Raw genomic sequence first — 22,661 nt, forward strand, 5'->3', positions numbered from 1 at the left:
GGCGAGCCTGGCCGCCGTGCCGACCTCCCTTCGCCGCTGGAGGCGTCAGTGAGACTCGGCGAGCGCCGTCACGAAGGCGCGCCTCCCCGCACGCGTCGCCCTCTTGCGCGCCAGGGCTCTGCCGCCGCCAATCCATCGGAAAAGCCGTCGCCCAAGCTCGCTCTCGCATCGGCGACCACAACGTCTTGTGCCACGGTCTGCCACCACGCCTCACGCGCAACCGCCTCCGCGAACTCATCGTCAAACCACCGCCACGCGACCGGATCCGGGGTCGCCCCTAGCGCCAGTGGCACGTCGGAGAACTCTGTGCAGAGCGTGTCGTACCCTCCGTCGGCTGAGGTCGGCCGATACCAGAACACCCGGTCAGGTCCACGTTCGACCGTGACCTCAACATCCCAGCCGACGAGCTCACCGGCTGCGACGACGCCGCGGGCTACAACTGGCCCGTGACCGATCATCGGTGGGCACCGAGGTGGTAGTTGTTCACACCACGACCTTTCGGCGCTCACCAGCACCGGTCGCGGAGCAGAGTCCAGGTTGCAGGCGGCTGAGGTCTAGCGCCCACCCGAGCCGCCCGTTGGAATCCCGTCAAGCGCCTCGATGACTGCAGCGCCGAGTGCGGAGGTCCCTGCAGGACACTCCGGCTCGAACTCCACGAACCCCGAGCGTGCGCCATCGTTGCGCCACACCACTCCGGAGCCGCCAACGTGATCACGCCGCGGCACCCGCGTCCACCGCCTCCCAGACAACCGAAACACCAACAGTGTTGCCTCGACAACACCGCCGTCGGACGCGACGACCAGGTCGCGAAGCTCTATGAGCGCGCGCCGTCCATCCGAGACTCGACTCGCCGCCACTGCTGGATCGCGTCCACGCACCCGACTGCAACTGACGTCATCGATCCCGCGCGCCGAAAGTGACTGACGCACGTCGTCCTCGACCCAGCGCAGCAAGTCATCAAGTGACTCTTCATCCATGATGCGCGTCATTTGTCTCGACCTCGATAGAGAGTGATGTGGCCGCGCCAATACCCCTCCGATCCGGTCACACGATTCATCGGAATCGCCGGGAAGGACACTCGGAAGACAGGCCCCCGGGACTGCTGAGGGTTGAGGTGACTCCTGACTTGTTACTAGTGACGTGAGCCCCGCTGCATGGTGTCATCTGCTCTAGGGGCTCGCCTGTTGCGCTGTATATCGGCTCACGATGCTGCGTGTGGCGCCAGCCACGACAATCAAGCCGAGCAGCGCATAGCAGACGCGCACCCACAGTGGAAGCGGGGCGAATGCCAGTCCTAGTACGAGCGCGGAGATGGCGTAGAGGGCCAAGTCCAAACCTAGCGATGGGGTCTGTCGTCGCAGTGACCCCACGACCATGAGGGCGACCGCGGCCAGCAGAGAGAGGTATGTGGTCATCATCTGCAATTGTACGTATTCTTCTTGACCTGAGTCGGATACCAGTAGCCCGGGCTGAACGCGTACTCGCGGAGGAACTTGTAGCCGAAGCAGTTGCCGTTCTCGTAATAGCGGCCAGTGATAAGGCCGTATACGCCGAGCCATGCCGCGATGACGGCAGCGGCGGGTGCGGCTACGCCACCCGAGAACGCGGAGACGACCCCGGCGGCGATGGCCGAGAGCGCGGCGCCGTCCCTGATGTTCCTGGTCGTCGCGCGGTTGAGGCGAACGGTGCACGTGATGATTCCGCAGTCCGCCTGAACCTTGGGATCCGCGACGACAGGGAACTCAATGTCGCCGCTCAGATCGAGTGGCTGAATTACGGCGTCGCCCTCGACGACGTAGCGCGTCGGGACTGGCTGTCCTGACGCGTCGTAGGCCCAAGGCTGCTCAATCACTCCAAGTACCACGGAGATCTCCTCGGAGCCTGCCGTGAGATGTACGCTCCCGTCTTGCTGTAGCTCGGGTGACACCCCAGGAATCGTGTATGCATATTCGTCGGGCGCAGACGAGTCATTCAGGACTGTGTGGATGTGCGCAGATCCGCCGTCAGTCTGTACTGCCACATCGACGATGACCTCGCCGTCGGAACTCTGTGGCACTGCCACTGTCCCCGCTACAGTCTCGACTTCGAGTCCCGCAGCAGTGAGGTCTCGCGTCACTGCTAGCGGAGCGGAGGGGCTGACGTCGTTGATCGCTTGGGCAATCTTGTCGACGTCTGGCTTGCCGCCATCCGCCTGAGCGATTGTTCCCCCAGAGACAACAAGAAGCGCAGCGATTGCCGCACTCGTGCCCGATTGAGTGGTTCTAGTCCACACATTGACCCCCTGGTCATGTGTCTATTCTGAGTTGATCCGCAGAAGCTACGCTCTCCTGCTTGGGGTTGCCCGGGACGTAGGTCGCGAGGGGTTCAGCGTGGGTGGCGCCAAAAGGCCTCGAGTCGGTCTGGCGTGTAAGGCGCTGCAGTGCGGCACGGCGACGGGAGGGTCTGGCACGCCGTGAGGTGACAGGGGTGACCTGACCGGTGCGTCTCGAGTATGCGTCGTCCGGTACAGTCGCGAGGTCTCCACAGACCCCCGTGACCCCCGTGACCCCCTCACACAGCATGCCCGTTCTGTCCAGTTTGTCCGTTCACGGGGGCGGAAGCGGTCGCGCAACTCGAGAGCGAGGTGCGGGCACGGATTCGTTCACGTGGCGTCGACCCGCTGCGTGATAGCAAGGGCGTGCGCGCATCGGTCGATGAGGCGCTCGCCGCGTGGGAGGAGCGCGCTTTTGAGGGCGTCGTGCCGCCCGTTGAGGATCCGGAGCCGGCGACCCGGGCCGTGCTCGCGAACGTCGCCGGGCTCGGGCCGCCTCAGCAGTACCTCGATGACCCAGCGGTCGAGGAGATCTGGATCAACGAGCCTTGTCGCTATCGCCGTCATGGGTATCACCGGTTGGTGGATGCCGGTGCGTTGGTATATCGACGCACTACGCCGTCGAGGCCGAGGGCGAGCCCGCCACTCCCGAGCCGCACAAGATCGCCGAATGGGGGTGGTTCCGCTGGGACAACCTCCCGCAGCCGGTCTTCGCCCCGATCCGCGCGCTCCGCGCCACTGGCTGGTCTCCGTCACCATAGGTCCAAGAGACCTGGCAGCAGTCTGCGGGGCTCACTCGTCATATGCACAGGAACGGGCAAGCGCCCGGCAAGAAGGGGGCCCCGTGCCGAACGACATTCTCGACAACAGCGCCCTCGTCATCGCGGCGGCGGCGGTCGCTGCAGTCGCGCTCGCGTTCGCAGGGTTCATCGGCGCGCGGCATGGTCGCGGCACCCGATCAGTGCTGTGGACCGCGCTCGTGCTCTGGCTGCTGGTGATCGCCGTCGCCACCCTCGGCTCCACGGTCTCATCCCACTACACGGGCCCGCGCGGGCTGAGCCTGGTCCCCGGACAGGAGATCGAACGCGGGCTTGCCAATGAGCGCGGCTCGCACCCGTGGCTCAACCTGGTGGGCAACGTGGCGCTCTTCGTGCCTTTCGGCTTCCTCGCTGCTTGCCTGGTGAGGGCGCCATTCATTGGCCGCGTGGCGACCGCATTCATCTTTGGCCTGATGCTGTCAGCGTCGATCGAGATCGCGCAGTACGTGCTGGGCCGGGTGGCCGACATCGACGACGTGATTCTGAACACGAGCGGCGCGCTCGCCGGGGGCGTCGTGGGCGCGCTGGTGGCGGTGGTCGCGCTGCAATCGCGCAGGGTGAGAGCCGACTGACCCGGTGCGACTCCGACGGCGCGGCGCTATTCTCAGCGGTGGTGGGCTGCTGACGGCAGTCCGTGCTGGTGGAGGAGCCACCTGGCGATCACCCCTGAAGGGCAACGATGTTCCAGACCCGCTCTCTGGTCGGCTCGGCTGACGCTCTCGCCGCCCACCTCGATGGCACCATCGCACGCGGCAGCGTCTCGGCCTCGATCGAACACTCCGGCGAGCTCAGCGTCGGCGACGCTCGTGTGGTCCTGCGGACGTACGAGCGCTACAGCATCACCGGCAGCAACCGGGTCACGCTCTCCGTCACCATCCTCGCTGTGGGCGACCGCCTTGAGGTCGCGCTCACCACCTCCGGCGGCAGCGAGGCCGTGTTCTTCAAGCTCAACACCTTCGGCGAGAGCGCCTTCATGGACAAGGCCGTCGACGCGATCGACGCCTTCGCCTGAGAGAGCCCATGCCCACCGGTGCTCTGCGGGCGCTCGTGCATGTGCCCCCCATCCGCCCGGCCTGACCGTAAACCCCCATCCTTCGGCGAAGTTCGAGAACCGCTCACTAGTGAGCCCGTACGGGGCGACCTCGACAGGCCGTCAGAAACGCGAAGAGACTCGCCCCCACCACCAGGGGAACTGGTGGCGAGAGGCGAGCCTCGAGAGCGGGCGTCAGGCCTTGGCGGTCGAGCTTCGCGACTTCTTCGCGCGCAGCCACCAGTAGATGGCGGTCACCGCGAACAGGATGAGGCCGATGAGGGCGAGCCAGAGCAGCGCCTCGACCACGAAGCCGATGACGGCGATGGCAGCGAACGCGATGAGCAGGACCACGATGAGTGTCTTCATGCCTCGTATCAACGTCGTCACTCCGGAGCCCATTCCGCCCGCGCTCGGGAGACGCTGACGAGCACACCTCGCACAGGAGTAATCTCTGGAGAAGACAGCGGCCGTCGTCACCTCCCCCCGGTGCCGACGGCCGTTGTCGCGCCTGGCCCACTCACCCGAAGGTGAACGAGTACGCCTCCACCCCCTCGGAGAGCGTGACGTCGAGCACGTGCTGCCCCTCGGTCACCGCCTCCACCAGGCCATACGATCGCGGCGTGCCGTCCACCTCGATGGTGCGCATCTCACCACCATCGAGACTCACCGTGACCGAACCGGAGCCTGCGAGCACCATCCGCACCTGCGAGGCATGGAAGTTCAGCCTCACCCTCGCATCGGCCGATGCGGGGGTCGCGTACTGCGTCTCCAGCACCCAGTCGCCGGAGAGCGCGAACGAGTCGTCGGGCTGCGCATCCGGGAACGCGTACGCGCCCTCGCCCGGTGCGTAGCGGCCTTCGCCGCCGTAGTTGACGTCCTTCGAGGTGCCCAGGAAGGTCTCCTGCGTGGTCGACCCGACATCGGGCGTGACGTCCGCGACGTCCGTGTCCCCGGGGAGCTGGACGTCGGGGTTCGCGTCGCGCAGCAGCTCGCGGATGAGCCCCTCGGTCGCCTCGTAGTTGCCCTCTCCGAGGGCGATGTGACGCACCGTGCCCTCGGCATCGATCAGGTAGTGGGCGGGCCAATAGCGGTTGCGATAGTTGGTCCAGGTCGACAGGTTGTTGTCGATCGCCACCGGGTAGGTGATGCCGAAGTCCTCGGCGCCGGCGCGCACGTTGCCCGGGTCCTTCTCGAACGCGTACTCGGGAGAGTGGACGCCGATGACGTTCAGGCCCAGGTCCCCATAGGCCTCGTGCCACGCGACCGTGTGGGGAATCGAACGCTGGCAGTTGATGCACGAGTAGGCCCAGAAGTCGACGAGCACCACCTCTCCGCGCAGGTCCTCGAGTTCGATGGCGTCGTTGCCCGGGGTGTTGAACCACTCCTCGATTCCCCTGATGCTGGGGGCCGTGCCGCAGCTCTCGAGCTCGGTCGCGCCGTTGGTGCACTGGTCGAGGTCCTTGTTCTCTTGCGTGACCAGCCCGCCCAGGTCGAGAGCTCTCTGCGCGGACTCGTTGTCGGTGAGGTCGGTCTGGATGCCGGCCGTGTAGTCCGGCACCAGGCGCTGCAAGGTCTGCGGAAGGTTGAAGGCGAGGCCGATCGCGAGCGCGATCATTGCGACGCCCGCGGCGATGCGCAGGCCGCGTTCACGACGTCGGAACGCCTTCACGCGCTCCGCGACGCGGCGTCCGGCGAGAGCGAAGAACAGCAGCGGGACCGCGACGCCGATCGCGAAGGAGATGGTGAGCAGCACGGTGCCCCAGCCGATCTGGCCGGTGGAGCCGGCGACGATGATCGCCGCGAGCACCGGGCCGGCGCAGGGCACGAACACCGCACCGAGAGCGAGGCCCACCCCGAAACCGCCCCGGTTGTTCTCGACCCGTCGCTGTGGCACCCACGTGAACGCGCGCTCGAGCAGGTGCTCGAACCGCGGCACGATGAGCCCGAGCCCGATCGCCACCAGCACCGCCATCGCGACCCACCGAATGATGTCCTGCGGCAGGTTCAGCGCACCGAGGATCAGCGAGCCCACCAGGGTGACGAGAGTGAAGCTCGTCACGAGCCCCGCGATCACCAGGAACGGGCGCCAGCGCGAGACCGTGCTGGCTGTCGCATCGGCCGGCCGTGTCTTGACCGCCGCAGCCCCGGTGCGCGCGACGCCGCCAGGACCGATGGCGTCGATCTGCGGAATGCTCGATCCCTGCGAGGTCCGCGCCGACTGCGCTCCGCCCGTGAGGAAGATGACCGGCAGCACCGGCAGGATGCACGGCGAGATGCCGGTGATGAGGCCGCCGAGCAGCCCGATGATGACAAGTTCCATGTCCGTGACCTTCCTAGTCGTCGCGGCAGGTTCGCTCGCGACGGGTCACCGGATTGGACGGCCGATGCGGTCGCCAAGGTCTCCCGACATCGCACCAATCCGCCCGGCGGGGCCGCGCGAACCCGGGGTGTCGCCGCATCAGTGGCGGGCGCTCCCCAGGGGCGCTGAACCCATGGCCCGGACGCTCGGGCTCAGGACAACGGAGGCAGTCATGCTCACAACCAAGACGAAGTTCTCGACCGGGCTCGCGCTCGCGGTGGCCAGCACGTTCGTGCTGTCCGCCTGTTCCGCGTCCGACGACGACGCGATGGACCCGGCGATGTCGGAGACCCCCGCGATGACCGAGGAGTCGCCCGAGCCCGCGATGTCAGAGGACGCCATGGCGATGGACCCGGCCGCGAACCTCGTGGGCCCGGCCTGCATGGCGTACGCGGAAGAGGTGCCCGACGGCGCCGGGTCGATCCAGGGCATGTCCCAGGACCCGGTCGCGGTTGCGGCTTCCAACAACCCGATGCTCACCACGCTGGTCTCGGCAGTGAGCGGGGAGCTGAACCCCGACGTGAACCTCGTGGACACGCTGAACGGTGACGAGTTCACCGTGTTCGCTCCCGTCGACGACGCCTTTGCGAAGATCGACGACGAGACCATCGGCGTGCTCCAGGAGGACGCTGACCTGCTGTCCTCGATTCTCACGTACCACGTCATCCCCGGCCAGATCGAGCCGATGGACATTGCGGGCACTCACACCACCGTGAACGGCGCCGAGCTCGAGGTCATGGGCGAGGGCGACGACTTCACGGTCAACGGCGAGTCCGCGGTGCTGTGCGGCGGCGTCCAGACCGCGAACGCCACCGTCTACCTGATCGACACGGTGCTGATGCCGTAGTCGTCTTCACAGACCTCTCTCCCTGAGGACGCGGCCGCCGACACCCCCGGGTGTCGGCGGCCGTGGTCGTTTCTGCGGGCGGAGGGCCGTTCCGGTTGCCGTGCTCGCCGCGCTGCAGGACACTCATGCCGTGGACGGGGCGCCACCGGCGCACCCGACACGTCGGTGGCCGGACACGAGGAGGCGCCATGGCGCACGGCGACATCACCCACATCGACATCCCGGTCTCGGACCTGGGGGCCGCGACGGAGTTCTACGGGACGCTGTTCGGCTGGCAGATCGCCGAGCCGCCCGGCTTCGAGGGCTACCCGATGTGGACCAACCCCAATGGAGCCGGCGGCGGCGGGCTTGCACCCAGGTCGGACGACTTCACTCAGCCGCGCTCCTACGTCGAGGTCGACTCGATCGACGAGACCCTGGCGCTGGCGGTCCAGCACGGCGGCACGGTGGTGGTCGAGAAGATGCCCATCGACGCGACCAGCTGGTGGGCCGCATTCGCGGACCCGGATGGCAACGAGATGGCGCTGTACGAGGGCACCACACAGATGGGCTGACGGGAGGCCGGCGCGCACGGGCCGTGGGTCCCGGGCGGTCCGACGGGCTGGGACACTAGCGTGGAGCCTGCCTTCACCTAAGGAGCCCGCATGCGCCAGCCCGCCACGATCCGGGGCTCGCTCACCCCCCGCACCGCGTGGATCGTGTTCGCGGCTGCGGCGTTCATCTACTTCGTCGCAGTGGTGCAGCGCACGGCGCTCGGTGTCGCCGGCGTGGAAGCGCTCGACCGGTTCGGCGTCGAGGCGCTCGGGCTGTCCGCGCTCTCGGTGGTGCAGATCACCGTCTACGCGTCGCTCCAGCTGCCCGCCGGTGCGCTGCTCGACCGCCTGGGCCCCAAGCGCATGCTGCTGGCCGGCTCGCTCATCATGGGCGTGGGTCAGCTGCTCCTCGCCTTCACGGACCACCTGGGCTGGGCCCTCGTGGCCCGGGTGCTGATCGGCGCGGGCGACGCCCCCGTGTTCGTGGCCGCGACCCGTCTGGTGTCCGAGTGGTTCCCGCCGCGGCGCGCTCCGCTCATGGTGCAGATCACCGGAACGCTCGGCCAGGTGGGACAGCTCGCGAGCGCGATCCCCGTCGCGTGGCTGCTGCACGAGCACGGGTGGACGCCCACGTTCACGGCACTCGCCGCGCTCGGCCTGTTCGCCGGAGCGATGTCGCTGTGGCAGGTGCGGATGCCCCCCGACGACCACGCGCACCACTCCGTGCCCTCCGCCACCGGCGCGTCGGGCGAGGTGTCACCTGCCGCACCCGCGCATCGGCCGTCTGCCGGCGATGGTTCCGCGAGCGCCGCACCTCCGCTGCGCATGCGCGATGCGATCCGCCCGCCGGGCGTGAAGCTCGGATTCTGGACGCACTGGACGGGACTGTTCTCGGCCAACACGGTCGCGCTGCTGTGGGGCGTCCCGTTCTTCGTGCAGGGCCAGGGGCTGTCGACGGCACAGGCGAGCGGACTGCTCACGCTGCTCGTCATGACCAACATCGCCGCCGCGCCCGTGATCGGCACGCTCACCGCACGGCATCCCCTGCGACGGTCGTGGCTGATCCTCGGCGGCGCGACGGCCATCGCGATCGCATGGGCCGCGATCCTGCTGCCGTCGACACCCCGCCCTCTGTGGCAGTTGGCCGCGCTGATCGTGGTGCTGGGCCTGGGCGGCCCGGTGTCGCTCGTGGGCATGGACTACGCGCGCACGTTCGGCATCCGCGGACGGCTCGGCACCGCCACCGGGTTCGTGAACATCGGCGGATTCGCGGCCACCGTGCTCTCCGTGGCGCTCGTGGGCGCCGCGCTGCAGATCGTCGCGCCCGGCACGTCCGACTACTCGCTCGGCGACTACCGCATCGCGCTGTCCACCATGACGGTGCCGTGGGCGATCGGCGTGACAGGCATCCTCTACTCGCGCCGCCGCACCCGTGCGGAGATGGCCGATGCGGGCGTCACCGTCCCGCGCATGCGAGAGGTCCTGCGGGAGGGCCGCCGGCTCTGACGGCTTGCCCAACTCCCAGCGGGCTCCCAGGTCTCTCCCAGCATCGGCCCGTTGACTGAAGGCATGATCTCTCCGAAGCCCTTCCGCATCGCCGCCGGCATCGCCGGAGCGCTGCTGCTCGCCTCGTGCACCACTCCCACCGATGGAGACCCCGCGACCGCGCCGCCGTCCAGCAGCGCGACCCCGACGGACATGCCGGCCGTGTGGGACTCCTCGGTGCTGCACACCATCGAGGTCGACTACGACGCGGGCGACTACGAGTCACTCATCAGCGCCTACCTGCAGTCGGGCGAGAAGGTGTGGATCTCCGCGACCGTGACCATTGACGGCGAGACATTCGAGAATGTCGGGCTCAAGCTCAAGGGCAACTCGTCGCTGCGCGGGCTGGACGAGGAGCAGGCGGAGAGCCCCGAAGATCTGCCATGGATCATCAGCCTCGACAAGTACGTCGACGGTCAGACGCTCGACGGCGCGAGCGAGTTCGCGGTGCGATCCAACAGTGCGGAGGCGTCTCTCAACGAGGCGCTCGCCCTCGACGTGCTCGACGGCACCGGGCTCGCGGCGGAGCAGGCGATCGCGGTGTCCTTCACCGCCGGTGACTCCGACCCTGCGCTGAGGCTCGTGGTCGAGAATCCCGACGAGGCGTGGATGGAGCGCGAGCTCGGGGTCGGCTACCTTTACAAGGCCGAGTCGACCGGCGACTGGTCCTACCGGGGCGACGATCCCGACGAGTACGCCACGTCGTTCGACCAGAAAGGCGGCGACGACGACCTCACGCCCCTGATCGCGTTCCTGGCGTTCATCAACGACTCCGACGACGAGGACTTCGCCGCGTCACTGCCGGAGTGGCTGGACATCGACGCCTTCGCCACGTATCTGGCGTTCCAGGACCTGGTGCAGAACACGGACGACATCGACGGCCCCGGCAACAACGCCTACCTCTACTGGGATCCGGAGACGGAGCGCATGACGGTGGTGAACTGGGACCTCAACCTCGCCTACGGCTCGGCACCTGGCGGCGGCATGGGCGGGTTCGGCGACCGGCCCGATGCGGGCGCGGGGGGCGGCATGCCTGAGGGCGAGCGTCCCGAGGGGTTCGCACCCGGCGAGGTCCCCGAGGGCTTCGATCCCCCCGACGTGCCGGAGGGGTTCGAGCCGGGCGACCTACCCGACGGCTTCGACCCCTCCGAGCTGCCCGCCGACCGCTCGGACGGCGGCTTCCGCGGGATGGGGGGGATGGGCGGCGGGACGGTGCTCGTCGAGCGGTTCCTCGAGGTACCGGAGTTCGCGGCACTCTACGAGGACGCGGTCGCCGACCTGGAGGCCCAGTGGTACGAGTCAGGAGACGCGGCCGCTCTGCTCGAGGAGTGGACGGACCTGCTGACCGCGGAGGCCTCTCACCTCGTCGATCCCGCAACGGTCGAATCCGAGGAGGCCGAGCTGCTGACCCGTCTCACGACTGGCGACGAGCAGTAGCACCGGGCACGCGCATCGGGCGTAGCGTGGAGGCATGACTACCATTCCCACCCGCACACTCAACGACGGCCACGAGATCCCTGCGATCGGGTTCGGCACCTACCCGCTCAAGGGAGACGAGGGCTACCAGGCGGTGCGCTCGGCGCTCGATTCCGGCTACCGCCTGCTCGACAGCGCGGTGAACTATGAGAACGAGGCCGAAGTGGGGCGCGCGGCCCGCGACTGGCTCGAGGACAACGGCGTGGAACGCGACGCCCTCACCATCCAGACCAAGCTGCCTGGCCGTCACCACGACTATCACCTGGCCATCGCGTCCGTCGAGGAGTCACTGGAGCGCATGGGCCTGCAGCGCATCGACGTGCTGCTCATCCACTGGCCCAACCCCCTCACCGACAAGTACCGCGATGCGTGGCGTGCGCTGGTGGACCTGCGTGCCAGCGGCGTGGTGCGCTCGATCGGTGTCTCCAACTTCACCGCGCAGCACCTGGCGGACATCGTCGACGAGTCGGGCGTGACGCCCGCGATCAACCAGATCGAGCTGCACCCGTACTTCATCCAGGAGCAGATGCGCGCCGAGCACCAGGCACGCGGCATCCTCACGCAGTCATGGAGCCCGCTCGGCAAGCGCCAGGCGCCGTTCGAGGAGCAGCCCGTCGCGCAGGCCGCCGAGGCCCACGAGGTCTCTCCCGCCCAGGTGATCCTGCGCTGGCAGGTGCAGCTGGGCAACGTGCCGCTCCCGAAGTCGGCCACCCCGGAGCGCCAGGCGTCCAACCTCGACGTGTTCGGCTTCGCACTCACCGAGGCCGAGATGGCGGCCATCTCCGGCCTCACCCGCGAGGACGGTCGGCTGTTCGACGGCGACCCGAACACTCACGAAGAGATGTAGCGAGGTGGGCCCCGCTGTCGATCAGGCCGGCGGCCCGTCCTGCTCGGCCTCCATCTGGGCCACGAACTCGGCCTTGCTCGACTGCCATCCGTCCTCGTTCATCCCAGTGCGCCAGTAGCCGGAGATCGAGACGCGCTCCTTCGGCACCCCCCGCTCACGGAACAGGTGGCGACGCAGCGGCTTGATCATGTCCGCGTTGCCGTGCACGAACGCCTCGACATCGCCCTCTGGCCACTCCGCAGACTGAACCGCGTAGGTGAGCGCCTCCCCGTATGCCATGCCCAGCTCGTCGCGGTGGACCCACGTCACCTCGGTGCGGTCCGTCACCGGCAGCACCTGACGATCTGCGGCCGATGCGACCTCGAGGTAGACGCGCGCGACGGCCTGAGCGGGCATGGCGTCGAGGGCGGCGGCGATCGCGGGCATCGCAGATTCGTCCCCCACGAGCACGTGCACGTCGGCGTCGGGCCGCGGCGCCCACTTGCCACCTGGCCCGACGAACCGGAGCTCGTCGCCCGGCTGGGCTTGTGCCGCCCACGGGCCCGCCAACCCCTCGTCGCCATGGACGACGAAGTCGATCGCCATCTGGAGCGACTCCTGGTCCAGCCAGCGGATCGTGTACGTGCGCTTGACGTCGCCGAACCTCAGCTTGACGTAGTGATCCGTGAACTCGAGCGGGGGAAGCTCGGCGAGGTCAGGGCCGCCGACCACCACGCGGATCATCGCCGGCGACAGCCTCTCCGTGCGCAGCACCGTGACGGTGCGCAGTGGCCTCTTGTCTCCCATGGCCTCATGGTAAGCACGGCCGACGTACACCAGGGACGGATCACCCGAGTGCGCGGGGGTGCGCCTGAGGGGCCGCCACGCGACTCCGCTTGGTTGGTCCGCTGGCGCGGTACGGCAGCCGGCCGATGCGCGGACAGGTGCGTCGTGCGCGAGCGGGTGGGAGCGGCTCCGTGTGGGCGGGTCAGGTCCGTGGTCCCAGCAGTGCGTCCGCCGTCGCACCCCACTGGTCCATCAGGTCGAAGTTCTCGGGGTCCCGCAAGAAGTGGACCTGCAGCCCGTCCATCGCCGCGAAGACGCGGCGGGCACGGTCGTGGTCCTGATCGCCGAGCCACCTCGCGAGCTGGGCGGCCAGCCGGTCCGCGCGGTCGCGGAAGTACTCGTGGCCGGGGTGAGCGGGGTCCAGAGCGTCGGCGCCGACCATCGCGAAGAGCTGTGCCGCGCGCGGCCGGGCCGCGATGTTGGCGACGATCGCGTCGAGGACCGTCCGCGCATCGGCCGCAGGCGGCAGGGAGGCCTCGAACTCCGCACTGTCGCGTTCGTCGCGGCGACGCACCAACGCGACCAGCAGGGTGGGCAGATCGGGGAAGTAGTGCATGACGCCGGGCGCCGACATGTCGCAACGACGCGCCACCTCCGCCATGGAGAGCCTGCGGTGGCCCTCGGCGTCGATGATCGCGAGCGCGGTGTCCAGGATGCGCTCGCGGCGCACCTCGGGAGCGAGCCTCTCGGCCATGGCCCCTCCTCCCGTGCTTGTCCCGGCCACCGTCGGGGCCTACCATGGACCTTATCTAACGCCCTTAGATAAGGGCAATGACCTCGCGGCTCTGCCGCGGAAGGAGCACCCATGAACGCCCCCGCCGCATCGGCCGCGTCGCCCGCCCAGGCGCCCGGAGTCACCGTCCAAGCCGCTGGGATCGTCGCGGCCCTGCCGCGCTCCGAGAGGATTCGGCTGGTGTCCGGCGCTGACTTCTGGAACACCGAGGCCGCAGAGGCGGAGGGCGTGTCCGCGTTCATGCTGACCGACGGCCCCCACGGGCTGCGCAAGCAGAACGGCGCCGGCGACCACGCCGGCCTGCACGACTCGGTGCCCGCGACGTGCTTCCCCACGGCGTCCGCGCTCGGATCCACGTGGGACGTGCCGCTGCTCGAGGAGGTGGGCACCGCACTCGGGCGCGAGTCTCGCTACGAAGAGGTGGGCGTGCTGCTCGGCCCGGGCCTCAACATCAAGCGCCACCCCGCGGGAGGACGGAACTTCGAGTATCTCTCCGAGGACCCGCTGCTGTCCGGACGCATGGCGGCCGCGCTGGTGCGCGGCATCCAGTCCGAGGGCGTAGGCGCGTGCCTCAAGCACTACGCCGCGAACAACCAGGAGTCCGACCGCATGCGGGTGGACACCATCATCGACGAACGCACGCTGCGCGAGATCTACCTCACCGGCTTCGAGATCGCGGTGCGCGAATCCCAGCCGTGGACCGTGATGTGCGCCTACAACCTCATCAACGGCGAGCACGCAGGTGAGTCCCGGATGCTCCTCACCGAGGTGCTGCGCGACGAGTGGGGATTCGACGGTCTCGTGATGACGGACTGGATCGCCACTCACGACCGTGCTGCGGGCATCCACGCGGGACTCGACCTCGAGATGCCCTCCAGCTCCGGTGCGTGGGACGCACGCGTCGAGGCCGCGATCGAGGCGGGCGAGCTCGCGGAGGCCGATCTCGACATCGCCTGCGGCCGCGTGGTCGCTCTCGCGCTCAAGGTGGCGGCCGAGCGCGCCTCGCGCCTGCCCGCCGACCCGGTCACCATGCACGACGATCACCACGCGCTCGCGCGCCGCGTCGCCGCTGCCGCCACCACTCTCCTCACGAACGACGGCACGCTGCCGCTGGCGCCCCGCGGACGCATCGCGCTCGTCGGGGCGTTCGCCGAGTCGCCCCGTCACCAGGGTGGAGGCAGCTCGCTCGTCAACTCCACGCGCATGGACACCGCGCTTGAGACCATGCGGGCCCGCCTCGGCGGAGCCGGCGAGGTCGTGTACGCGCCGGGCTATGACGCCGCCACCGGGGACGCGACCGATGCCCAGATCGCTCACGCGCTCGCGGCGGCCGAGGACGCCGACGCCGTGGTGCTGATGGTCGGGCTGCCCACGTCCTTCGAGTCCGAGGGCTACGACCGTTCGCACCTGGACCTGCCCGCCTCCCATGAGCGCCTCATCCAGGCCCTCACCGCCCGTCACCACCGCGTGGTGGTGGCGCTGTCTCACGGAGCCCCCGTGCACATGCCCTGGGCCGACGCCCCTCAGGCGATCGTCACCGGCCATCTGGGCGGGCAGGCCGCGGGCAGCGCCATCGTCGACGTGCTGTTCGGCGATGCCGAGCCAGGCGGTCGGCTGGCGGAGTCCTACCCGGTCCACGTGCGCGAGCTGCCCTCCGACCACCACTTCGCGAATGCGCCCACGCAGGTCCAGTACCGCGAGGGACTGTATGTGGGCTATCGGTTCCACGACACGTTCGGGGTGCCGGCGCGATTCCCGTTCGGCCACGGCCTGAGCTACGCGTCCTTCGAGGTCGGCGAGCCCAAGGTCACCGGACGCGGCACGGCCCGCACCGTCACCGTGCCGGTCACCAACACCGGCGAACGCGCGGGGTCGACGGTGGTCCAGGTGTACGTGCACGACCGTGAGTCAACGCTGCACCGGCCCGCGCAGGAGCTCAAGGGCTTCGCGAAGGTGCATCTCGAGCCGGGCGAGACTGCCGATGCCGTCGTCACGCTCGACGAGCGCTCGTTCGCCGTCTACGACGTCACCGGTGCGGCCTGGAAGGTCGAGGCCGGCGAGTACGAACTGCGCATTGGGCTGTCGTCCACGCGGATCCTCGCCACCAAGTCTCTGCGCCTCACCTCCGGCGACGCGGTGGCGCCCGCCCCAGGCACCGCATCGGCCATCGCCACCGACAAGGAGTTCGCAACGATGCTGGGCCGCCTCGTTCCCGAGCCCCGGCCGCTGTTCCCCTTCCACTACGACTCCACGATCGACGACCTGAGGACCACCTGGCTCGGCCGCAGGTTCGCGGGTGCACTGAGCGGGATCATGGCGAAGGCGCTGCCGACGGACGCGGACATGCCGGACGAAGTGCGCGAGACCATGACGTCGTTCCTGGTGAACATGCCGCTGCGGGCGCTCGCGATGATGTCGGAGGGTCGCCTGTCATTCGCGTCTCTCGACCGGCTGATCCGCCTGCTCAACGCAACCGCGCTGTCGACCAGGCGCGCGGCGCGGCGCTAGCCCCGGCCCTCGCTCCGTGGGGCCGGGCCACGCGCCTATGCTCGGCAGATGAGCCCCTCCCGCTGGTCGCTGCGCGCCCGCATCAATGGCGAAGACCACAGCGTCACGCCCAAGGAACTGCTGTTCGATGTGGTGTACGTCTTCGCGTTCATCCAGGTGACCGACTGGATCGCCAAGGAGTTCACGTGGCGCGCGACGGCCGAGGGCCTCACGGTGCTCGCGATCCTGTGGTGGGTGTGGATCTCCTGGGCGTGGCTCGGCAACGTCATGCGGGCCGACAAGGGGCTCCCCCTCGCCGGCTTCGTCGTGTCGATGGTCGCGGTGTTCGGCCTCACCATCACCATCCCGGACCTCTGGGACGCGGAAGGTGGCGGCCTCGCACCGCTGGCGTTCGCAGGGTTCTACGTGCTGATCCGCGTGATCCATGCCGCAGTGTTCTTCTGGGGCGCGCGAGGCGATGCCCGAACCCGCCGCCAGATCCTGCTGTCCACTGCCGCGTGGATCCCCGCGGCGGGACTGCTGATGGTTGGTGCACTGGCCGAGCCACAGGAGCGGCTGTATTGGTGGATCGGCACGGTCGCACTGGACATCGTCGCGACGTGGGTGCTGTCGGTGAAGGGGCCGGGATGGAAGGTGCATTCGGGTGAGCACTTCGCCGAGCGGTTCGACCTGGTGGTGATCCTCGCGATCGGCGAGTCCGTGCTGGCGGTGGGTATCACCGCCGCGGGCATCGACCTCAATCCGGAGTTGATGGCCATCGCGCTGCTGGGCGTGCTCATCGCGATCGCGCTGTGGTGGCCCTACTTCAAGGACGTGGGACCGACCCTCGAGAACGCCCTCAAGGAGGCCGACGCCGAGCACCGCAACGACCTCGCGCGCGACGCGTACACCTACCTTCACCTGCCGCTGATCATGGGAATCCTGCTGGTCTCCGCCGGGAACAAGGGAGCGGTGACCGCGATCGAATTGGAGCAGCCCTCGGGCGACTCGGCGCTGCTCATGGCCGGAGGCGCGGCGCTGGTCGCGCTCACGTGCGCGCTGCTCATGCGCCTGGCGGGCGGCACATCACGGTGGCTCGTCGCATCGGCGGTGTTCTTCGCGCTGGCGATGCTATGGATGCCGCGGATCGACCCGACGATCGCCACCCTGGTCACCATCGTGGTGCTCTCCGCCGTGGGCTGGCTCACCCCCGCCACGCGCAACCGGAAGTCCGTGGCCATCGCCGCCAATGAGGAGAACTAGCCCGGATTCGCGCGCAGCCGGCCCGCGCATCGGCCGTCCCTCTGGCGCGCGCAGGGAATGACGCGCGGCCGATGCGTGTATGAGTGGGCATATGGCTGACAACTATCGGGAGGGCTCCCTCTCCCTGCGCGGCGCGGTGGCGATGGGCACCGGCGTCATGGTCGGCGCCGGCATCTTCGCCCTCACCGGCCAGGTCGCGGCGCTCGCGGGACCGCTGTTCCCGCTCGCCTTCCTCACCGCCGCCGGCGTCGCAGGACTGGGTGCCTACACCTACGTCAAGATGACGCGCGCGAACCCGTCCGCCGGCGGGATCGCGATGATCCTCACGCAGGCGTACGGCCGCTCCGCCGTGGCTGCGGGGTCAGCGATGCTGATGGCACTGTCGATGGTGCTCAATCAGGCCCTGGTGGCGCGCACGTTCGGCACGTACCTCACTGTTCCGTTCGGGGACAGGGCCGGCTGGATCATCCCCGTGCTGGCCGTCGCAGTGATCGCCGGCGCCGTGGCCGTGAACCTCGCACGCAACGAGACGATCGGCTGGATGCAGACGATTGGCGCGGTCGTGAAGATCGCGGGAATCGGCGTGCTCGCGATCGCCGCCCTGGCCGCATCCGGCTGGTCCTACGAGGCTGGCTCGGAAGGGCTCTCGGCGGGGACCTCGCTCGGCGGGTTCGTCGCCGCCACGGGACTCGGGGTGCTCGCCTACAAGGGCTTCACGACCATCACCAACTCGGGGGGTGAGCTCAAGAACCCCTCGCGCAACGTGGGCCGCGCGATCATCATCTCGCTGGTGCTGTGCGCCGTGGTCTATGTGCTGGTGGCGATCGGCGCGGGATCCTCACTCAGCGTGGACCAGATCGTCGAGGCGCAGGACTACTCGCTGGCCGAGGCCGCGCGCCCCGCGCTGGGCCAGTGGGGGGTGTGGGCCACCGTGGTGGTCGCCGTGGTCGCGTGCGTCACCGGAATCATCTCCTCGATGTTCGCGGTGTCGCGGATGCTGACCATGGTCACCGACATGCGCATGATCCCCCACCGTCACTTCGGGATGCCCGGCGACGTGCGCCACCACATGCTGGTCTACCTGGGCGTGGTCGCGGCGGTGCTCGCCGTCGCTCTCGACATGGGGCAGATCGCCGCCGTGGGCATCGTCTTCTATCTCGTGATGGACATGGTGATCCACTGGGGCGTGCTGCGCCGCCTGCGCCACGACGTGGACGCGAAGGCCTGGGTGGTCGTCAGCGCACTCATCGCCGATGCCGTGGTGCTGGCCGCCTTCGCCGTGGTGCGCGGGCAGGAGGCGCCGTGGGTGATCGTGGGCGCCTTCGCGGGAGTGGGCCTCATCTACGCGCTCGAGGCCTGGTACCTGCGGACTCATCCGGACGAGGACCACGAGACCTCGTCGTCCGACGAGTCCGGGCGCGGATAGCATCTCCGCATGACAACGGCCGTGCGCATATGGCGAGCGCTGACGCCGGTCGCGATCCTGGCGGCCATCGCCGCGAACCTGACCACCGAGATCCGCAGCGGCGACTTCGTGTTCGTCGACTACTTCGGCTACTTCACCAATCAGACCAACCTCATCGCGGCCACCGTGCTGATCGCGGCCCTGCGCTCCACCGCACGCGCCCGGCCGCTGTGGCTCGAGCTGGCCCGCGCATCGGCCGTCGTGTATCTGCTGATCGTGGTGATCGTCTACTGGATCCTGCTGTGGCCCACCATCGACGATGTCGCAAACCCGTGGGCCAACGCGATCATTCACGCGGTGAGCGGCGTGGTGCTGCTGGTCGACTGGCTGCTTGAGGGGCCTCGCGATCCCATCTCACTCCGGTGGGCATGGGCTCCCGCGCTGTACCCCCTGGTGTGGTTGAGCGTCGTGATGGTGCGTGGCGCGACGGACGGGTGGGTGCCGTACCCGTTCCTCGACCCGCAGGACGGCTACGGTCCGGTCGTGGTGGTGCTGGTGGGGATCGTCGCCGCAGGAGTGATCGCAGGTTCCGCCCTCTTCCACGTGACGCGGTGGCGAGTGATCACTCCGACCGGATCGTCGGTCTAGCAGGAGGGGCGCTACGGTGGACGTGGAAGGGAGAGCGCGCCGTCGAGCCCCCGGCGCGACCACGATGAGCACACCCCCCACTGTCGACCATCGCCCCATGACCGCGAAGACCCTCGCCACCTGGGTCTTCTGGCCCTCCGCGATCATCATTCTCGGCTTCGCCCTCTTCGCCATCGTCGCTCCCGGCGCGGCAGAGAGCGCATTCGACACCATCCAGAGCGAGATCATCGGCGCGTTCGGCTGGTACTACGTGCTCATCGCCGCGTTCTTCGTCGCGTTCGCTCTCTTCATCGGCTTCAGCAAGTACGGCGGCATCGTCCTCGGAAGGGACGGCGACAAGCCACAGTTCTCGATGTTCTCGTGGTTCGCGCTGCTGTTCGCCGCTGGCATGGGAATCGGCCTCGTGTTCTTTGGCGTCTCGGAGCCGCTCTCACACTTCGCGTCGCCGCGACCCGGCGTCACTGGTGCGCCCGAGTCCATCGCTCAGTCCGCGATGTCCCAGACGTTCCTGCACTGGGGCGTCCACGCGTGGTCGATCTACATCGTGGTGGGCATCGCGATCGCGTACGCCGTGCACCGCAAGGGACGCCCCGTCTCGATTCGCTACGCGCTCGAGCCGCTGCTGGGCAAGCGCATCCACGGCGCATGGGGCAACGTGATCGACGTCACCGCCGTGGTGGGCACGCTGTTCGGCGTCGCGACCTCGTTGGGCCTGGGCGTCCAGCAGATCTCCTCCGGACTGGGCACCACGGGTATCGCCGAGCCGAGCACCGCCACCCAGATCGTGCTGATCATCGTGATCACCATCATCACCATCTTCTCGCTGGTCACCGGGCTCGAGCGCGGCATGAAGTGGCTGTCGAACATCAACCTCGCCCTGGCCGGGGCGCTGCTGCTCTACGTGCTGTCGACTGGGCCCACGGTCTTTCTCCTGAGGGAGTTCGTCCAATCCATCGGCGCGTACATCCAGTCCTTCATCGGCCTGAGCTTCAACGTGTCCGCCTTCCAGGGCGACGCCGGCGCCACGTGGCAGGCGGACTGGACCACGTTCTACTGGGGCTGGTGGATCTCGTGGGCACCGTTCGTCGGGGTGTTCATCGCGCGCGTCTCGAAGGGTCGCACGGTGCGCGAGTTCGTGTGGGGCGTCCTGCTCGTGCCCGCGTTCGTGACCTTCCTGTGGTTCTCCGTGCTGGGAGGCTCCGCGCTGTACGACCAGCTGTACGGAGACGGACGGTTCATCGCCGCGGACGGCACCATCGATTCCACCGGCTCGCTGTTCCAGCTCCTGGAAGGGCTTCCCGGCGGCGGCGTGGCTGCATTCGGCGCGATCATCCTGATCGCCGTGTTCTTCATCACCAGTTCCGACTCCGGCTCGCTGGTGCTGTCGATGCTCACCTCCGGCGGCAACGACAGCCCCAAGCGCTGGCTGCGCGTGTTCTGGGCCACCACCACGGCGATCGTCGCGATCGCTCTCCTGGTCGCAGGCGGCCTCAACGCGCTGCAGACAGCCGCGATCATCACGGCGCTGCCGTTCTCCTTCGTCATGGTCGCCATGTGCGCCGCGACGCTCAAGGCCTTCAGGCGAGAGCATCGGAACTACCTGAGCGCCAACCGAGCGGAGTTCGCAGAGCACATCACGGAGAGGGTCGGGGAGTCGTACGGGCTCGCTGCGGCCACCGACGAGGTGGACCCGGAGGGCTCCCGCACCCACCTGCCTCACGCGCCGCATCGGCCTCATTGGCGCGGGCGCCGCAAGCCGCGTGGGGGCGGCGAGACCGGTGCGACGGACCCGGACTACGAGCGTCATCAGACGGACCACATCGTGCGGCCCCTGCCCGAGGACGGCGAGGAGCGTTGACACGGCACGGGATCAGTCCGTGATGAGCGCGAACCTCACCGTGTCGCCGGGCCTCGCCTGAGCGGCGGCGGCGAGTCCCGAGGCGTCGACCACGCCGACCACCGGGTAGCCGCCGGTGGTCGGGTGATCCGCCAGGAACACCACCGGCTCACCCGACGGCGGGACCTGGACAGCGCCCAGCACCATGCCCTCGCTCGGGATCTCGCCCTCGATCGCGCGGTCGAGCGGCGTCCCGGCGAGACGCAGCCCGACCCGGTTCGAGTCCACCGACACCGTGTACGGCGATGACGGCAGTGCCGCGCGTGCACCCGCGGTGAACCAGTCGTCGCGCGGCCCGAGCCTGATGGACAGGATCAGGGAGTCCCGTACGGGTGGGGCGTCGTCGTGGCCGGTTCCCCGACCAGACACCGCGCGTGCGCGCCGCGCCTCGTCACGCAGCGCTGCGAACTCCTGATCCACCACGGGCGCACTGGCGCCGACCGGCACCTGCTCCCCCACCGCAAGCGGTGACGGGCCCAGCGCCGAGAGTGTGTCCGTGGAGCGACTGCCGAGCACCGGCTCGATCGCGATTCCGCCCCTCACGGCGACATAGCTCCGGACGCCTCGCGCGGGTGAACCGAGCTCGAGCGTCTGCCCTGTGGCGAGCCGAACCGGGGATGCGAACGGCGCCGGCGCCATCCCGCCGAGCACCGGGCCGATGAAGACCGAACATGGGGCGCCAGTGACGGCCACCAGCACGGGCCCGGTGGCGCGCAGTGTGCAGCCCGTCGCCGTCGTCTCCAGCACTGCGGCACCGGCAGGGTTGCCCACGAGCCGGTTCGCGAGTGCAGCGGCAGGTGCGTCGAGAGCCCCGGCACGCGGCACCCCCAGATGCGCGAACCCCGGCCTGCCCTGATCCTGAACGGTGGTGAGAGCGCCGGCGTCCAACACCTCCAGGGCCGGGCTCACGGCGACACTCCTTCGTCCTCGACCACCCGCACCCGCGTGCCGGGCGTCAGCAAGGCGGGAGGCTCTCGGCTGTCGTCCCAGAGCACGACGCCGACGGCCGTGCCCAGCAGCTGCCATCCTCCCGGCGAACTCCGCGGATACAGTCCCGCATACTCTCCTGCGAGCCCGAACGCATTGGCGGGGACCCGGGTGCGCGGAGTGGTCCGGCGCGGCACGGCGCGCCCCTCGGGCAGGCCCGACAGATAGGCGAAGCCGGGCGAGAAGCCGCAGAACGCCACCTGAAACTCTGCTTCCACGACGGTGGCGACCACTTCCGGCACGGTCATGTCCCACAGTGTCGCGACGGCGTCGAGGTCGGGACCGTCGAACGCGACCGGAACCTCGACCATCGCTGCGGCGCGGTCCTGGGGCAGCGACAGCGTCCACGAGGACAGCTCGTGGATGAGGCGCTGCACGTCATCGACGGCCAGCACCGAGTGAACGCCTTCGAGCCCGATGCGGTCGAGCAGCAGGGTGCGCGCCGCGGGCACCACCTCCCCCACGTGCACCGCCGTCGTGCGCTCGGACGGCCCGCCCCACCGCGCCCGCACCTCCGCGTCGAGGGCCGTCACCCAGGCGGAGTCGCTGAACTCGACCAGCAGCGCATCGGCGCCGACGCGCCGCACCGCGGAGACCACATCGCCGGCCCGCACTGCCTCAGCCATCGATCGAGCACCGTCGCTGCA

The 22,661-nt window shown here is 69.0% G+C and carries 21 protein-coding genes; 12 read left to right on the forward strand and 9 right to left on the reverse strand.

Features of this window, described 5'->3' with window-relative positions:
• Positions 1-554: 554 nt before the first annotated feature.
• The 3 genes from AOP72_RS11605 to AOP72_RS11620 form a co-directional block, all read right to left on the reverse strand.
• The gene (locus AOP72_RS11605; protein ID WP_062137256.1) at positions 555-989 is read right to left on the reverse strand and encodes a hypothetical protein; all 435 of its coding nucleotides are present in this window, start codon (positions 987-989) and stop codon (positions 555-557) included.
• Positions 990-1,414: 425 nt separating this feature from the next.
• Positions 1,415-2,062, reverse strand: a complete 648-nt coding sequence (locus AOP72_RS11615) for a hypothetical protein (protein ID WP_152650410.1) — start codon at positions 2,060-2,062, stop codon at positions 1,415-1,417.
• Positions 2,063-2,641: 579 nt separating this feature from the next.
• Positions 2,642-2,878 (reverse strand): hypothetical protein, encoded by a 237-nt coding sequence (locus AOP72_RS11620; protein WP_062137264.1) that lies wholly within the window; start codon positions 2,876-2,878, stop codon positions 2,642-2,644.
• Between the two features lie 277 nt (positions 2,879-3,155).
• On the opposite strand from AOP72_RS11620, the gene AOP72_RS11625 reads away from it, so the two are divergent.
• Complete coding sequence (locus tag AOP72_RS11625; protein ID WP_062137268.1) at positions 3,156-3,701, forward strand: VanZ family protein; 546 nt, start codon at positions 3,156-3,158, stop codon at positions 3,699-3,701.
• Between the two features lie 107 nt (positions 3,702-3,808).
• Complete coding sequence (locus AOP72_RS11630; protein WP_062137271.1) at positions 3,809-4,141, forward strand: DUF6054 family protein; 333 nt, start codon at positions 3,809-3,811, stop codon at positions 4,139-4,141.
• Between the two features lie 213 nt (positions 4,142-4,354).
• Here the strand turns inward: AOP72_RS11630 and AOP72_RS13650 are convergent, their stop codons facing one another.
• The gene (locus tag AOP72_RS13650) at positions 4,355-4,528 is read right to left on the reverse strand and encodes a hypothetical protein (RefSeq protein ID WP_193746428.1); all 174 of its coding nucleotides are present in this window, start codon (positions 4,526-4,528) and stop codon (positions 4,355-4,357) included.
• A gap of 151 nt (positions 4,529-4,679) precedes the next feature.
• On the reverse strand, positions 4,680-6,482 hold the full coding sequence (locus tag AOP72_RS11635) for a cytochrome c biogenesis protein DipZ (protein ID WP_062137274.1): 1,803 nt from the start codon (positions 6,480-6,482) through the stop codon (positions 4,680-4,682).
• Positions 6,483-6,693: 211 nt separating this feature from the next.
• On the opposite strand from AOP72_RS11635, the gene AOP72_RS11640 reads away from it, so the two are divergent.
• From AOP72_RS11640 to AOP72_RS11660, 5 genes are all read left to right on the forward strand, one after another.
• Positions 6,694-7,368 carry a fasciclin domain-containing protein gene (locus AOP72_RS11640; RefSeq protein WP_062137277.1) on the forward strand — a complete coding sequence of 225 codons (675 nt, stop codon included), beginning with the start codon at positions 6,694-6,696 and terminating at the stop codon, positions 7,366-7,368.
• A gap of 188 nt (positions 7,369-7,556) precedes the next feature.
• A complete protein-coding gene (locus AOP72_RS11645) occupies positions 7,557-7,922 on the forward strand; it encodes a VOC family protein (protein ID WP_062137280.1) in 366 nt (121 codons plus the stop codon).
• 90 nt (positions 7,923-8,012) lie between these two features.
• On the forward strand, positions 8,013-9,407 hold the full coding sequence (locus tag AOP72_RS11650) for an MFS transporter (RefSeq protein WP_062137283.1): 1,395 nt from the start codon (positions 8,013-8,015) through the stop codon (positions 9,405-9,407).
• A 63-nt stretch (positions 9,408-9,470) separates the two neighbouring features.
• Complete coding sequence (locus tag AOP72_RS11655; RefSeq protein ID WP_062137286.1) at positions 9,471-10,883, forward strand: CotH kinase family protein; 1,413 nt, start codon at positions 9,471-9,473, stop codon at positions 10,881-10,883.
• 34 nt (positions 10,884-10,917) lie between these two features.
• A complete protein-coding gene (locus AOP72_RS11660) occupies positions 10,918-11,769 on the forward strand; it encodes an aldo/keto reductase (protein WP_062137289.1) in 852 nt (283 codons plus the stop codon).
• A 21-nt stretch (positions 11,770-11,790) separates the two neighbouring features.
• On the opposite strand, the gene AOP72_RS11665 is transcribed toward AOP72_RS11660, so the two are convergent.
• Together AOP72_RS11665 and AOP72_RS11670 are read right to left on the reverse strand one after the other, a co-directional pair.
• Positions 11,791-12,555: a siderophore-interacting protein gene (locus AOP72_RS11665; RefSeq protein WP_062137292.1), complete on the reverse strand. Its 765-nt coding sequence runs from the start codon at positions 12,553-12,555 to the stop codon at positions 11,791-11,793.
• 181 nt (positions 12,556-12,736) lie between these two features.
• The gene (locus tag AOP72_RS11670) at positions 12,737-13,288 is read right to left on the reverse strand and encodes a TetR/AcrR family transcriptional regulator (protein WP_062137295.1); all 552 of its coding nucleotides are present in this window, start codon (positions 13,286-13,288) and stop codon (positions 12,737-12,739) included.
• Positions 13,289-13,399: 111 nt separating this feature from the next.
• Between AOP72_RS11670 and AOP72_RS11675 the strand changes: the two genes are divergently transcribed.
• The 5 genes from AOP72_RS11675 to AOP72_RS11695 all read left to right on the forward strand — a co-directional run bounded on the left by AOP72_RS11675 (position 13,400) and on the right by AOP72_RS11695 (position 20,988).
• Positions 13,400-15,835, forward strand: coding sequence for a glycoside hydrolase family 3 C-terminal domain-containing protein (locus AOP72_RS11675; RefSeq protein WP_062137298.1), 2,436 nt, complete (start codon positions 13,400-13,402; stop codon positions 15,833-15,835).
• Between the two features lie 48 nt (positions 15,836-15,883).
• Positions 15,884-17,077 carry a low temperature requirement protein A gene (locus AOP72_RS11680; protein ID WP_062137301.1) on the forward strand — a complete coding sequence of 398 codons (1,194 nt, stop codon included), beginning with the start codon at positions 15,884-15,886 and terminating at the stop codon, positions 17,075-17,077.
• A gap of 91 nt (positions 17,078-17,168) precedes the next feature.
• Complete coding sequence (locus tag AOP72_RS11685) at positions 17,169-18,503, forward strand: APC family permease (protein WP_084631930.1); 1,335 nt, start codon at positions 17,169-17,171, stop codon at positions 18,501-18,503.
• Between the two features lie 9 nt (positions 18,504-18,512).
• A complete protein-coding gene (locus AOP72_RS11690; RefSeq protein ID WP_062137307.1) occupies positions 18,513-19,130 on the forward strand; it encodes a Pr6Pr family membrane protein in 618 nt (205 codons plus the stop codon).
• 97 nt (positions 19,131-19,227) lie between these two features.
• Positions 19,228-20,988: a BCCT family transporter gene (locus AOP72_RS11695; RefSeq protein ID WP_062137310.1), complete on the forward strand. Its 1,761-nt coding sequence runs from the start codon at positions 19,228-19,230 to the stop codon at positions 20,986-20,988.
• Positions 20,989-21,000: 12 nt separating this feature from the next.
• Here AOP72_RS11695 and AOP72_RS11700 read toward each other — a convergent pair whose 3' ends face one another.
• Together AOP72_RS11700 and AOP72_RS11705 are read right to left on the reverse strand one after the other, a co-directional pair.
• On the reverse strand, positions 21,001-21,936 hold the full coding sequence (locus AOP72_RS11700) for a 5-oxoprolinase subunit C family protein (RefSeq protein ID WP_062137313.1): 936 nt from the start codon (positions 21,934-21,936) through the stop codon (positions 21,001-21,003).
• Positions 21,933-22,640 (reverse strand): 5-oxoprolinase subunit B family protein, encoded by a 708-nt coding sequence (locus AOP72_RS11705; protein ID WP_062137316.1) that lies wholly within the window; start codon positions 22,638-22,640, stop codon positions 21,933-21,935. Before AOP72_RS11705 ends, AOP72_RS11700 begins: the two co-directional genes overlap by 4 nt.
• Between the last annotated feature and the right edge of the window lie 21 nt (positions 22,641-22,661).

The sequence above is a fragment of the Demequina aestuarii genome (assembly GCF_000975095.1).
Classification (GTDB): Bacteria; Actinomycetota; Actinomycetes; order Actinomycetales; family Demequinaceae; genus Demequina; species Demequina aestuarii.